Genomic DNA, 13,320 nt, shown 5'->3' with positions numbered 1-13,320 from the left:
TGGCGCCATTGTATGGATTCCTGTTGCCGGCTAAAAGATCCGGCTTTGGAAAATACATGGGCCGGAGTATTGATTAATGCTTTAGCTGCCCTGAAGGCACCCCTACAATACGCCCTTTATAAGCGCTCATGGAGCACAGTGGGAGAGACAGTATGACGGTATTGAACGAAGGCTGGTTCACCGAGGTTTTTCAGGATCAGGGGACGGCATTTTCCCTGCAGGTGAAAAAGAAACTGCATGAGGAGCAGACTGCGTTTCAGAAACTGGAAATCTATGAAACTGAGACCTTTGGCAACCTCATGGTGCTGGATGGCTGTGTAATGCTGACCTCCCGGGACAACTTCCTGTATCACGAAATGATGACTCATCCGGCCTTGTTTACCCACAAAGATCCCCAAAAAGTCGTCATAGTCGGCGGCGGAGATTGCGGCACTCTGAAAGAAGTGCTGAAACACCCCGGCGTCAAGGAAGCCTGGCAGGTGGAGATTGACGAGCGGGTGACCCGGGTGTCGGAAAAATATTTCCCGGAGCTGTGCGAAGCAAACAATGATCCTCGCGCCAATTTCTTTTTCGGCGACGGCATCCAGTGGATGCGCGACATCGAACCCGACAGCGTGGATATCATTATCATTGACAGCACTGATCCGGTCGGCCCGGCCGAAGGCCTGTTTGCGCTGGACTTTTATCGTGACGCCATGCTGGCGTTGCGAGAGGGGGGGATCATCGTCCAGCAGAGTGAATCTCCGCTTCTACACACGAATACCATAATCAAGGATATTCACACTGACATGCATCGGGCCGGTTTTGCCCATGTCCAGACACTGCCCTTTCCACAGCCCGTGTATCCCACCGGCTGGTGGAGCTGCACCATGGCCAGCAAGGAAAATCCGGTGAGGTATTTTCGTGAGGAAGATGTGGAGAACCGCCCGTTTGTGACCCGCTATTACAATGCCGGCATTCACCGCGGTGCGCTGGCCATGCCACAGTTCATGGTCGATGCACTGGAGGACCGGGTGATTCCCGGCGAGGGCTGAGCAATCCGAATTCAAGGCATAAAAAAGGGGCGCTTCGAAGAGCGCCCCTTTTTCGTTTCCGGGTCAGGGCTTACTGCTTGCCGCTGACAAACTCCGGATAGGCTTCCATACCGCACTCGGACAGATCCACACCTTCGTACTCGTCTTCTTCGCTCACCCGCAGGCCCATAACAGCCTTCAGGATGCCCCAGACAATCAGGCTGGCAACGAATACCCAGACGAAAATGGTGATCGCACCGATGATCTGGCCGCTGAAGCTGACGCCACTGTTAGTGACAGGTACCAGCAACAGACCCAGCAGGCCACACACGCCGTGAACAGAGATGGCGCCGACCGGATCGTCGATGCGCAGCTTGTCCATGGTTACGATGCTCAGTACCACCAGGATGCCGCCGAAGGCGCCAAAGATGGTAGAGGTCAGAGCGCTCGGGGTGGAGGGCTCGGCAGTGATAACCACCAGGCCAGCCAGGGCACCGTTCAGCAGCATGGTCAGGTCCGCTTTACCGAACATGATGCGAGCCATGATCAGCGCAGCAATCGCACCGCCGGCCGCTGCCGTGTTGGTGTTGAGGAAGACCATAGCCACGGAGTTGGCGCTGGCGATATCGCCCAGCTTCAGAACCGAACCGCCGTTGAAGCCGAACCAGCCCATCCAGAGGATGAAGGTACCCAGAGTGGCCAGCGGCAGGTTGGCACCCGGGAAGGCGCGGATCTCGCCATTCGGGCCGTACTTGCCTTTACGGGCGCCCAGCAGGATTACACCAGCAAGAGCGGCAGATGCACCGGCCATGTGTACGATGCCGGAGCCGGCGAAGTCACTGAAGCCAAGATCACCCAGGGTGTACATACCAAAGACAGACGCGCCGCCCCAGGTCCATGCACCTTCCATCGGGTAGATAAAGCCAGTCATGACAACCGCGAAGACCAGGAAGGCCCAGAGCTTCATGCGCTCTGCCACGGCGCCAGAGACGATGGACATGGCGGTTGCAACAAAGACAACCTGGAAGAAGAAGTCGGAGGCGCCAGAGTAGATGGAACCGCCCTCGAACCCGCCTTCACGGCCAGCGAAGTCGCCCAGGACAGCGGCAGTATCGACGTCAGCGATACCGGCGAGGAAGATGTTGCCGCCATACATGATGGCGTAACCGCACACCAGGTACATGATGCAAGAGATGGCATAAAGAGCCACGTTCTTAGTCAGTATTTCCGTGGTGTTCTTGGCGCGCACCAGACCGGATTCCAGCATGGCAAAGCCAGCTGCCATCCACATTACTAATGCACCGCACACCAGAAAATAAAAGGTGTCTATTGCGTACTGCAGGTGAAAAAGATTGCTTTCCATTTGAAGCCCTCCGCACGAGGCTTTTCAGGTTATAAATTTTTTTGCGTTGGCTGTTCGAAAATCAGATCTGGATCAGACCGCTTCTTCGCCGGTTTCGCCAGTCCGGATTCGGATGGCCTGAGCCAGTTCAGTCACGAAGATCTTGCCGTCACCAATTTTACCGGTGTTGGCTGCCTTGGTGATGGATTCGATGACCTGGTCAAGCAGGTTGTCGCCGATGGCAACTTCCACTTTGACCTTGGGCAGAAAATCCACCACGTATTCTGCGCCACGGTAGAGTTCTGTGTGGCCTTTCTGCCGACCGAAGCCTTTGACTTCGGTGACGGTTACGCCTTGCACGCCAATCTCGGATAGTGCCTCGCGGACATCATCCAATTTGAAAGGCTTGATGATCGCTGTCACAAGTTTCATTGCTTTCTCCTTGGTAAAGCCGTCCCAACAGTGAGGGCCCGTCGGCCAGTTGTTGAGGTCGGGATGCTGCCACCTCGCACACCAATTGTGCGGATTGCGTACGAGGACTTTAGCATCGGGTGTGCCAACGCAAAAAAAAACATTTTAAAACAGTTGGTTAGGAGCTTGCTGTTCCAGATTGGAGCAAAAGTGTGCACCAAACATGGGCATTGCGCTCTTTCGTGAGCCAATTTGGCGCAGCTCATCAGCGGAGCTCGTCATCCATTATACTGTCGAACCGGTACAGTATGGCAGGGCCGGCGGTGTGATACACTCCCGCAAATCGGTTGCCGGGGCCGCCTTTGGTCGAAACCGGTCATTTTTTGAACCAGAGAGGTGATGTGTGAAAGGTCCTCAGGATATTTTCGCCCAGTTACAGGGCCAGTTTGGCCAGTTCGTTCCCGATATGGCACGCGCCGCCAGGGAAGATTTTGAGACCCAGGCCCGTGCCACGGTGATGGCCGTGTTGTCCCGACTTGAACTGGTGACCCGGGAAGAGTTTGATGCCCAGCAGGCGGTACTGATGAAAACCCGTGAAAAGGTGGAAGTGCTGGAGCAACGGGTCGCTGACCTGGAGCAGAGACTGCGGGACAAATAGGCCGGCAGTCTGATCTGAGAAGAGGGCGGCAGGAAGCCGCTCCCTGTTGAACTGAAAAATGTGTTTATAACCATGGAAGGTTGTCATGCTTGCCATCGTCCATTCCCGCGCCAGCATCGGCGTGTCTGCCCCGCCGGTAACGGTTGAAGTGCACCTCTCCGGCGGTTTGCCTGCTCTTTCCATCGTCGGCTTGCCGGAAACCGGCGTCCGTGAAAGTAAAGAGCGGGTTCGTAGCGCCCTGCTTAATGCCGGTTTCGAATTCCCGGCCCGCCGAATTACCATCAATCTTGCGCCTGCTGACCTCCCCAAGGAGGGCGGACGGTTTGATCTGCCCATTGCCCTTGGCATTCTGGCGGCCTCAGGTCAGATTCCTGTTGACCGGCTGGGCCAGTGGGAATTTGTTGGAGAGTTATCGCTCGACGGCGCGCTCAGGCCCTTGAAAGGTGTTTTGCCGGCCGTTTTGGCTGCACGCAGGGATGGTCGGGCCCTGCTGGTTCCCCAGGCCAATGCCGGCGAAGCCGCACTGGCCAGTCACGACGATGTGCTTGCCTCAGCGCACCTGCTTGCAGTGTGTGAGCATCTTTGTGAGCGCGCCAGACTGGTGCCCTTGGCCAGGACATTGCTGGCACAGGAGTCTGGCCAGGATGAAAAGGTGCCTGACCTGTCCGATGTGCGTGGTCAAAGCGTGCCGCGAAGGGCCCTGGAGGTTGCCGCCGCGGGCAACCACAACCTTCTGTTCTTCGGTCCGCCAGGGACGGGCAAGAGCATGTTGGCCAGCCGTTTGCCCGGCATTCTGCCAGGCCTGAGTGACGAGGACGCGATGGAAGTCGCCAGTGTCCATTCTGTTGCAGGAATGCCTGAGGGGCACTGTGCCTGGCGCAGGCCGCCATTCAGGGCGCCGCATCATACGGCCTCGGCAGTTGCTATGGTGGGCGGGGGCAGCAGCCCGCGGCCCGGTGAAATCTCTCTTGCGCATCGTGGTGTTCTGTTTCTTGATGAGCTGCCTGAGTTCGAGCGCCGGGTACTTGAAGTGCTTCGCGAACCCATGGAAACCGGGGAAATCGTCATAAGCCGCGCTGCACGCCAGGTCAGCTTCCCTGCCCGGTTTCAGGTGGTGGGCGCAATGAATCCCTGCCCTTGTGGCTACAGCGGGCATCCAGCCATCGAGTGCCAGTGCACGCCCCAGCAGGTGTTGCGTTACCGCTCAAAGATTTCCGGGCCATTACTGGACCGGTTCGATCTGCATGTGGAAGTTCCTGTCCAGAGTGGCGAGGTGCTGATGCAGCAGGGCGGTGATGGTGAGTCCAGCGTTGACGTTCGGGAGCGGGTGGCCCGGGCAAGGGCCCGGCAGGCTGCCCGTCATGGGTTGAATTCGTCTCTGTCTGGTCGCGAATTGCACCGGGTTTGTCCCCTGGATATCCACGGAGAACGTCTGTTAACCGGCGCCATGGAGAAGCTCGGGTTGTCAGCGAGGGCCTTGCACCGGATATTGCGAGTGGCCCGAACCCTGGCCGACCTTGATGGCAGTGAAATACCAGCGCAGAAACATCTGGTAGAGGCGTTGGGTTATCGACAGCTGGACCGTCAGCAGGGACGAAACACTCTGGTGTCCTCCTGATTCCGTCGACTCTGGTAAACTGTCGGGTAAATTCCTTTTATTCAGAACCCGCAGCCAGCGGTTGAGGATTTCAGATGACCGATCAGACAGAACCGCAAGATCCGAAAGACACCTCCGCGGACTCCCCGGTAACAACACGTCGGGGGGTGCGCAGTTTTGTCCTTCGCCAGGGTCGTATGACTGAAGGCCAGAAAAAGGCCTTCGAGCGTAGCTGGCCGAAATATGGTCTGACTCGTGAACATGGCATGATCGATCCTCGTGAAGTGTTTGGGCGTGATGCCATGCTTAATCTGGAGATTGGCTTCGGAATGGGTAAGTCCCTGGCAGACATGGCCGAGGCCGCCCCGGAACAGGATTTTATTGGCGTTGAAGTGCACCTTCCGGGTGTTGGAGCCCTGCTCAAGGAGGTTGAGGACCGCGGTCTGGAAAATGTGCGGGTGTATAACATTGATGCCAATGACGTGATTGATCTGTGCTTGCCGGATGCTTGCCTGGACCGGGTGATGGTGTTTTTCCCGGACCCCTGGCACAAGAAGAGGCATCACAAGCGTCGCCTTGTGCAGCCGGAATTCGTTCAGCGCATCCGCCACAAGTTACGGGTCGGTGGTGTATTGCACTTGGCCACGGACTGGGAAAACTACGCCGAACACATGATGGACGTGATGGCGCAATCCGAGGGTTTTGCCAACAGTCAGGGCCCGGGCGAGTTCTCCCCGCGACCGGATGACCGACCCATCACCAAGTTTGAAAAACGCGGAGAGCGTCTCGGGCATGGGGTGTGGGATCTGCTCTTCTATCGCACGAATTGATACGTTGGGGGCACTGTCAGCTGTGGATCAATGGGTGGCGGCGGGCTGCCCGGATAATAACAAGGCCGGCCACCCCAAGGGTCAGCCCGGTAAACTTTATCAGCGCGCAGATGGTGGCGGACAGGCTTACGAAGTCTGTGGGTGGGTTAAAGTTATTCAGAAGCAGTATGTTCTCGGAGGCATCGCTTAGCCCGGCTGCCAAAAACAGTGCCCGGATCCAGCGCGCGACCATGCGCTCCCGGACGCCCGGGCGATCTCGCATCAGGTGCCGCGTCAGGTGGATCAGTGCCACTAAATAGGCGGGAATAAAAAGAAAGTCGAGCCACAGCGAAACCTTCGCCCAGGCCACACCTTCTGTGCGCCAGCTGCGAAGAATGGCATGTGCCTGTTCCGCAGTGCCGGCCATCTGGAAGCTGACGATTCCCTGGGGAGCGGACCCTGTCTCCAATGGCTGGTTCACCATTAGCAGCACGAGGAGCAGCGCTGAGGCTATCAGAAGGCTGACCTTCAGGCCTTGAGGCAGGATTGCCGATCCGCTAGCTGTGTCCATTACAAAAAACGCTCCAACAGGCTGTTCAGGTATCGCTGACCGAGCTCGGTGGCCTGGATTCGCCCCCTTTCCAGCAGCTTTTCCTCACGCAACTGTTCAAGTTTTACCGCAACTGACGACATGGGTAAACCCGTATGTTCAAAAAATAACCTTTCGTCTACTCCTTCAGAAAGCCGCAAGGCGTTCATCATGAATTCCAGCGACAAGTCGCTTGACTCTATGGTTTCTGAGCCCGCGGTCCGGCTGCCTATGCGTTTCAGATAGGCGTCGGGTTGCCGGGTTTTCCAGTAACGCCTGATGCTGCCATCGGCGAGGCTTATCTTGCCGTGGGCTCCGGCACCCAACGCCAGGTAATCCCCGAACATCCAGTAGTTCATGTTGTGGAGTGAAGCCATGCCCGGCAGGCTCCAGGCCGACACCTCGTAATCCCGGTAACCGTGTCGTCGAAGAAGCTCGGAACCCTGGCGGTAAATTTCCCAGAGCCGGTCATCGTCCGGCAGGGTGGGCGGTCGACTGTAGAATTCGGTATTTGGTTCAAGTGTCAACTGATACCAGGACAGATGAGGTGGGTTATAGCTGAGTAGGGTCTCAAGATCTTCGATCGCATTTTCCGGGGTCTGATCGGGCAGTCCGTGCATCAGATCCACGTTGAAATTATCAAAACCGGCCTCGCGGGCCGCCTTGATGGCCCGGTGGGCCGCACCGCTATCGTGGATACGTCCCAGGGTTTTGAGATGCGCCGGATTGAAGCTCTGGACGCCGATCGATAGGCGGTTGATCCCGGCCAGCCGAAACGCCTCAAATCGCCCCTGTTCCAGCGTGCCCGGATTAGCTTCCAGTGTGATTTCTGCTTCCTTCGCCAGATTCAGCCGGCTGCGCAGTTCCCGGAAAAGATTCTGATAAAACCCACCGCTCATCAGTGAGGGAGTGCCGCCGCCTATAAAGACTGTCTGGATCTCACGGTCTCTGGCAAAGGTGAGATCCTGGTCCAGATCTTCGAGTATCGATTTCAGGTATTCGGCTTCGGGGATAGTTCGTTGGGCAACGTGGGAATTGAAGTCACAGTACGGGCACTTGCGCACGCACCAGGGTACATGGATGTAGAGGCTGAGGGGCGGTAGGACCGCCCCCATTGACGAGGCGGTCATGGAACTAGATCACCGCCCTGAGTTGCTCGACCAGTTTGGCCAGGGCACGACCGCGATGGCTGATGCGGCTCTTTTCGGGGCGAGAGAGCTCGGCGGCGCTGCAGCCGTGTTCGGGGACAAGAAAAATCGGGTCGTAGCCGAAACCGCTTTCGCCCTGTGGCACCCGCAAAATGGAACCGGGCCAGCGCCCGTGACAGACGATGGGTGTTGGGTCTTTCGCATGGAGAAGGTAAACCAGCACGCAGTGGAATTGAGCGTTGCGCTCATCGTCGGGGACATTTTGCATCGCCTCAAGCAACGCCGTCACATTGTCCTGGTCAGTCGCCTTGTCTCCGGCATAGCGGGCCGAGCGGACGCCAGGCAGGCCACCGAGGCAATCAACTGTGAGGCCACTGTCGTCAGCCAGTGCAGGCAAACCGGTTTCGCGAGCAGCGTGGCGGGCCTTCAGAATGGCATTTTCGACAAAGGTGATTGCCGGTTCGTCGGCTTCTCCCACGCCTAACTCGCCCTGGGCAAATGGTACCATGCCTAGTGGCGCGAGTAATTCGGTCAGTTCGGCAATCTTACCCGGATTGTTGCTGGCGATAACAAGCTTGTCGGTCATGAGGCTCAGTCGCTGAACAGGGTGTGAGCGAATCTGACCGGCAAATCCTGCTGGTAGCCGGCGGCTCGTGCGGTAATGTTGAATGTCATGAGTTCTCCTGAGGAATACTGGTACTGAGCAATAAAGTACACGGCATCACCTTCCTGGATGCGCCGGAATGCCAAAAACCTGACCTGTTGGATATCGTTGGTCACCTTCCCTTCAACCTGACCGCTGACAGGAGACAAACTCCCGTCTTCGTTCTCTTTCATGATTGAAATGTTGATGATGCCAATACCCTGGCTGCGCTGAAGGTCATTCTCTCTGGCAACTTCGGGTGCCAGGAACGTACTTGGGAGTATACTCCAATGCACTTGATAGTCCCCGAAGTCCTTGTTTCCGGCTGCTTGGGCCTGGGTCGCGTATGCCACAAACAACAGGGTTGCCAGGGCGATGTGGCTGAACATCTGGAACTTTCTGGTCATCATTGCTCGTTCTCCCGTGTAATGCGGTAAATGGCAATCTCCCCTAACAGGTTAGGCCACAAACGAGCCAGCCAGCTATTCTGATGCTGACCGTCCACGACCCGGCGGCTCTTGATGCGAATGCCTTTCTGTCGACACAGTGCTTCAAAATCCTTGAAGGTACAGAGCCGGATGTTAGGGGTGTTATACCACTTATACGGCAGTGCTTCGGATTCGGGCATACGCCCGCTTAAAGTCAGGCCCCAGCGCAGCCGCCAGTGGGCAAAGTTCGGGAAGGTGACAATCCCCTCCCGGCCTGCACGCAGCATTTCATCCAGAACCCTGTCCGGTCGGCGCACAGCCTGTAGGGCCTGGGTCATCAGCACTACGTCGAAGCTGCCATCATCAAAGTTACCGAGACCCTGGGTATCCAGGTTTTGTTCAATGACGGCCACGCCCCGTCCCATGCAAGTGGTGATATGTTCCGGGTTGATCTCAAGACCGAAGCCGCTGACGCCCCGTTCCCGTTGAAGGTAGTCGAGTAGCGTGCCGTCACCGCAACCCAGGTCAAGGATGTGATGCCCGGGCTTGATCCACTGTTGAATGATTTCGAGATCCGGTCTCATGCCCCCACCTCCCTTGCAACACGAGCCATATAGGCTTGGAAGATGTCCGTGTACCTGGGGGTCGGAATAAGGAACGCGTCATGGCCCCATGGCGCATCAATTTCGGCATAACTGACCTTTTTCCTGGCGGCAATCATGGCGTTTACCATTTCTTCCGACCGTGCGGGCGTAAAGCGCCAGTCGGTGCTGAAGGAGAGCACCAGGAAATTACAGCTGGCAGGCGCCAGGGCTCGTGAAAGGTCTCCATCGAATTCATAGGCAGGGTCAAAATAGTCCAGTGCCCGGGTCATCAACAGGTAGGTGTTGGCGTCGAAGGATTCGGAGAAGCGCTCGCCCTGATAGCGCAGGTAGCTCTCGACCTGGAACTCGGCACCGTATCCGAACTTGTAGGCCTGATCGCGTAATTCGCGACCAAACTTCTCGCCCATGGACGCGTCGGACAGATAGGTGATGTGTCCAACCATCCTCGCCAGCATCAGGCCCCTGCGGGGCAGGGTGTCGAAATCGTAGTAACGACCCTCGTGAAACTCCTGGTCTGAGGTGATCGCCTGCCGCGCCACTTCGTTGAAGGCAATGTTCTGGGCGGTGAGGCGGGGAGTGGATGCAATCGCTACGGCATGGCGAAGGCGCTCCGGATAGTCGAGGCTCCACTGCAGGGCCTGCATCCCTCCCAGGGAGCCGCCGACCACTGCGGCCCAGCAGTCAATGCCCAGCCGATCCGCGAGCAGGGCCTGGCTTTTGACCCAGTCACTGACGGTAATCACCGGGAAGTCAGGGCCGTAGGGTTTTCCGGTCGCGGGGTTGATGCTGCCAGGGCCGGTGCTGCCATGGCATCCGCCCAGGTTATTAAGGCTGACTACGAAAAACCGGTTGGTGTCTATCGGTTTGCCCGGACCAATACAACTGTCCCACCAGCCCGGTTTACGCTCATCGACAGAATGGAAGCCGGCTGCATGGTGGTGCCCGCTCAGCGCATGGCAGATGAGTACCGCATTGCTCGCATCTGCGTTCAGTTCGCCGTAAGTTTCGACCACCAGGTCGTAGCTTTCCAGCGTCTGGCCGCAGGCCAAGTCTATGGGGTTCTCGAAATGATAGGTCTGCGGGGAAACAATCCCGACAGAATCCGCGGGCAGGGAATCGGGCATTGGCGCGACAGGTTCCTGGTTCGATCCATAAGTGTCTGTAATAGCAACGACAGAGCCATTGCCAGCCAAGCAGTTTAAAGCCGGGCCGGCATGGCTGCAACTGCCTGTGCGCAGAGGATGCCCGCGGCTCAGAAAGCCCCGGAAATGTTGACCACTTTTTGCTGGATCAGGGTAGGTGCCGGCTTTCGGATCTGGCGCTGCATGGCGTCAGCCAGCTCCAACTGCCGCCGAAGGTCCGAAATGGTGTGGTTGAGCCGCTCCCGTTCGGCCTTGCTGTCACGATCGTTGCGAACCATATCCCGCAGACGGCGGATCTGATGTTCCAGCAGCTGCTTCTGTTCCATGGAGTACTGCATGATTGGCAGGAGTGCTTCCTGGGGCCAGCGGTCAACGTCTTTTCGAACACGCGCATGGAGAGTGCGGGCTTCCTCTACCATGACATTGAAAAACCGGCGTACCAGCAGGGACTGTTCGGTCAGAAGATTCTTCGGGCTGATGCGGAAGCGTTTGGCTTTCTTGCGCAGCTCACGGATCGCAATGACGTGCCGGCCGGCGCGAAGCGGGATGGGTTCCAGGTGCCGGGCGCGGGTATCGTCGTTGTAACGACGATAGATGGCCCCCACCATTTTTTCGGCCAGACGTCCCTCGCTGAGCAGATTCGTCAGATCGCTTTCCAGCAACTCGAAGAACTGGTCCATTGCCCGGTTCATGCCGGCGGTGGTCCAGCTTTTTGACATGGAGTTGCGAGTATTGTCCGCATGGGCCTCAAAGCGTTCCGCACTCACCAGTTTTCTCAGCATATCGCCCTGGGAATCCATCAGGCGGCGGCTGGAACGCAGTGTGATCAGTTTTTTGTAATAGAAATCGTAATCTTTCTGGGCGCGATCGGCGAGACGGGCAAGGGCGGCCTTGTCCATGGTAATGCCGGAGCAGGCTTGCAGTTCCTCTTCAAGGGAACCCAGCCGTGTCTGCATGGCCGCCTGGCTATTTTGCAGCATGCCCAGCAGGTCATTGATCAGGCTCTGGGTGATCAGCTGTTCCTTATGCGTCAGGATACGCTGAATAATCAGCTGCTCCAGTTGGCCGATGTTGGAGCGCTCAAAGAGCTCTGCATCGTGCCGAACACGGCTCACCAACCCCTGCTTGGCAGAGAGCGGAATGACATCATGCTGGCGGATGCCCAGGTGGTCCGCGGTGTAGCCGCGCACCCGCTCGATGGCGTCCCGGGTGTGTTTTTCACCCTGCAAGTCGTCCCAGAGAACGTCTATCTTGTTAAGCACGGCAAAACGACCGGCGCGGTGGTCGGCGTGCTCAGTATCAATGTGCTCCCTCCAGATCGTCATGTCGCTGGCGGTCACACCGGTATCCGCGCTCAGCACGAAGATGATCGCGTGGGCCCGAGGCAGCATACTGATTGTTAGTTCCGGCTCTGACCCAAGCGCATTAAGCCCTGGGGTATCGAGAATCCGAAGCCCGCGTTCGAACAGAGGATGGCGGATGCTGATCTGGGCGTTGCGCCAGGCAGGTACCAGCACATTGCCGGGATTGTTCCGGTCGTGCTCAAGCATATCTTCTTCAAAACCCAGCTTCCGGGCCTCTTCTGGCGGTACACTCTTGACCCTTGCCACCTCCGCCAGGACTTCTCGCATGATCTCCGGGTCACGCTCATCCAGTGGGTGTTTTACCCATCGTTCAGGCTGCTTGCGCAGTTGCTGGAGTGACATTTCGCCGGTACGGGTCTCGATCGGGAGGAGTAACAGGTAGTTTTCGTTGGCGCTTCGATCGAAGAAAAGCTCGGTAGGGCACATCGTCGTGCGCCCCGCCTGGGAGGGCAGCATGCGCTGGCCGTAGTCGGAAAAGAACAGGGCGTTGATCAGCTCGGTCTTGCCACGGGAATATTCACCGACGAACGCGATGGTCAACTCGTCTTCGATCAACAGCTCAAGGCCGTGACGAATCCGGTTACGGACGTCCTCTGAAAACAGGTTGTTATCCTGAAGCCATAACCGATATCGACCAATCTGCCGGATCAGCTCTTTTTTCCAGTCGTGATAAGCCTCAACCTGCTGCGACAGAGTTCCCTGTTGGCTCATTGGATTTTTCCTTCTGCGCGACTTCCGGGTATCCCGGGCAAACAACAGATAATGAGGTGCTCTCGGGCGTCGGATTAATTACCGGTAATAGTATCTTGTTCTTTGAATCTTTGGGGTGGGATAGAGCCGCTAGTGTCGTGGAAAATGTCAGAGAGTTCAATAAAAAAGCCGCAAAATCATAGAGATGACCTTGCGGCTCGGGTTTTTTGGTTTTCGTGGCAAACTGTTACAAAATGTATAGTTGGGACGCGGTTTACATTCCCAGGCCGATTGAGCCCAGTCCCGCTGCCAGTTTCATATGTTCAATCACGACGGAAATCACGTTCAGGATCAGGAACACGATGATCGGAGACAGGTCCAGGCCGCCCATGGATGGCATGATATTGCGTACGGGGCGCATCACCGGCTCGGTGATCTGCGCCACCAGCTGAATAGCCGGATGGCTGCTGCCCGGGGCGATCCAGCTCACCACAACCACGGCAATGACTGACCAGAAGTATATCTTGACGATCAGGTCCAGCACGTTGAGTACGGCCCAGACCAGCAGGGTGATGGGGTTAATGGCCGGAATGCCGCCGTTAAGGGCCACCAGTATCAGGAAAAAGGTTAGGGCCTGAATGATCACGGCCAAGACCAGCGCTGCTCCGTCAATCCCTCCCCAGCCGGGGATGAAGCGACGCAGCGGGCGCAGTAAAGGGTTGGTTGCCTTTACAGCAAACTGTGAAATCGGGTTGTAAAAATCCGCCCGGGCAAGCTGCAGTAAAAAGCGCAGCAATACAATGGTCAGGTAAAACGTGGATGCGATCAGCAGGATCGTTATCAGGATGTCTGCCAGCATGAAGCCCTGTCTCCGTTATCGG

The 13,320-nt window shown here is 57.1% G+C and carries 14 protein-coding genes; 4 read left to right on the top strand and 10 right to left on the bottom strand.

The genetic code is table 11. From position 1 onward, the window contains the following. The first annotated feature begins 152 nt into the window (after positions 1 to 152). Positions 153 to 1,034, top strand: a complete 882-nt coding sequence (gene speE / locus BKP64_RS13000) for a polyamine aminopropyltransferase (protein WP_070970781.1) — start codon at positions 153 to 155, stop codon at positions 1,032 to 1,034. Positions 1,035 to 1,104: 70 nt separating this feature from the next. On the opposite strand, the gene BKP64_RS12995 is transcribed toward speE, so the two are convergent. Both BKP64_RS12995 and glnK read right to left on the bottom strand, forming a co-directional pair. Continuing rightward, positions 1,105 to 2,376, bottom strand: coding sequence for an ammonium transporter (locus BKP64_RS12995; RefSeq protein WP_070970778.1), 1,272 nt, complete (start codon positions 2,374 to 2,376; stop codon positions 1,105 to 1,107). 72 nt (positions 2,377 to 2,448) lie between these two features. After that, positions 2,449 to 2,787, bottom strand: coding sequence for a P-II family nitrogen regulator (glnK, locus tag BKP64_RS12990; RefSeq protein ID WP_008173268.1), 339 nt, complete (start codon positions 2,785 to 2,787; stop codon positions 2,449 to 2,451). 382 nt (positions 2,788 to 3,169) lie between these two features. Between glnK and BKP64_RS12985 the strand changes: the two genes are divergently transcribed. The 3 genes from BKP64_RS12985 (at position 3,170) to trmB (ending at position 5,851) form a co-directional block, all read left to right on the top strand. After that, positions 3,170 to 3,424: an accessory factor UbiK family protein gene (locus BKP64_RS12985; protein ID WP_070970775.1), complete on the top strand. Its 255-nt coding sequence runs from the start codon at positions 3,170 to 3,172 to the stop codon at positions 3,422 to 3,424. An 85-nt stretch (positions 3,425 to 3,509) separates the two neighbouring features. Then, positions 3,510 to 5,042 (top strand): YifB family Mg chelatase-like AAA ATPase, encoded by a 1,533-nt coding sequence (locus BKP64_RS12980; RefSeq protein ID WP_070970772.1) that lies wholly within the window; start codon positions 3,510 to 3,512, stop codon positions 5,040 to 5,042. 74 nt (positions 5,043 to 5,116) lie between these two features. Next, entirely contained in the window at positions 5,117 to 5,851 is a 735-nt protein-coding gene (gene trmB, locus BKP64_RS12975) for a tRNA (guanosine(46)-N7)-methyltransferase TrmB (protein ID WP_070970770.1), read from the top strand. A 16-nt stretch (positions 5,852 to 5,867) separates the two neighbouring features. Here the strand turns inward: trmB and BKP64_RS12970 are convergent, their stop codons facing one another. The 8 genes from BKP64_RS12970 to BKP64_RS12935 all read right to left on the bottom strand — a co-directional run bounded on the left by BKP64_RS12970 (position 5,868) and on the right by BKP64_RS12935 (position 13,298). Continuing rightward, positions 5,868 to 6,401 (bottom strand): hypothetical protein, encoded by a 534-nt coding sequence (locus tag BKP64_RS12970; RefSeq protein WP_070970766.1) that lies wholly within the window; start codon positions 6,399 to 6,401, stop codon positions 5,868 to 5,870. Further along, positions 6,401 to 7,549, bottom strand: coding sequence for a radical SAM family heme chaperone HemW (hemW, locus tag BKP64_RS12965; protein ID WP_070970764.1), 1,149 nt, complete (start codon positions 7,547 to 7,549; stop codon positions 6,401 to 6,403). Before hemW ends, BKP64_RS12970 begins: the two co-directional genes overlap by 1 nt. 4 nt (positions 7,550 to 7,553) lie before the next feature. Then, on the bottom strand, positions 7,554 to 8,153 hold the full coding sequence (gene rdgB, locus BKP64_RS12960) for an RdgB/HAM1 family non-canonical purine NTP pyrophosphatase (protein WP_070970760.1): 600 nt from the start codon (positions 8,151 to 8,153) through the stop codon (positions 7,554 to 7,556). A 5-nt stretch (positions 8,154 to 8,158) separates the two neighbouring features. Further along, the gene (locus tag BKP64_RS12955; RefSeq protein WP_070970757.1) at positions 8,159 to 8,620 is read right to left on the bottom strand and encodes a DUF4426 domain-containing protein; all 462 of its coding nucleotides are present in this window, start codon (positions 8,618 to 8,620) and stop codon (positions 8,159 to 8,161) included. After that, complete coding sequence (gene metW, locus BKP64_RS12950; RefSeq protein WP_070970754.1) at positions 8,617 to 9,222, bottom strand: methionine biosynthesis protein MetW; 606 nt, start codon at positions 9,220 to 9,222, stop codon at positions 8,617 to 8,619. The genes BKP64_RS12955 and metW overlap by 4 nt, the downstream gene beginning before the upstream one ends. After that, a complete protein-coding gene (gene metX / locus BKP64_RS12945; RefSeq protein WP_070970751.1) occupies positions 9,219 to 10,367 on the bottom strand; it encodes a homoserine O-succinyltransferase MetX in 1,149 nt (382 codons plus the stop codon). The genes metW and metX overlap by 4 nt, the downstream gene beginning before the upstream one ends. Positions 10,368 to 10,495: 128 nt before the next feature. After that, a complete protein-coding gene (locus BKP64_RS12940) occupies positions 10,496 to 12,460 on the bottom strand; it encodes a dynamin family protein (protein WP_070970748.1) in 1,965 nt (654 codons plus the stop codon). 253 nt (positions 12,461 to 12,713) lie between these two features. After that, on the bottom strand, positions 12,714 to 13,298 hold the full coding sequence (locus BKP64_RS12935) for a YggT family protein (RefSeq protein WP_070970745.1): 585 nt from the start codon (positions 13,296 to 13,298) through the stop codon (positions 12,714 to 12,716). Between the last annotated feature and the right edge of the window lie 22 nt (positions 13,299 to 13,320).

Origin of the sequence: Marinobacter salinus (assembly GCF_001854125.1) — a bacterium.
Classification (GTDB): Bacteria; Pseudomonadota; Gammaproteobacteria; order Pseudomonadales; family Oleiphilaceae; genus Marinobacter; species Marinobacter salinus.
The sequence above is the reverse complement of the archived record's forward strand: the minus strand, read 5'-3'. Positions and strand labels throughout refer to the sequence as shown.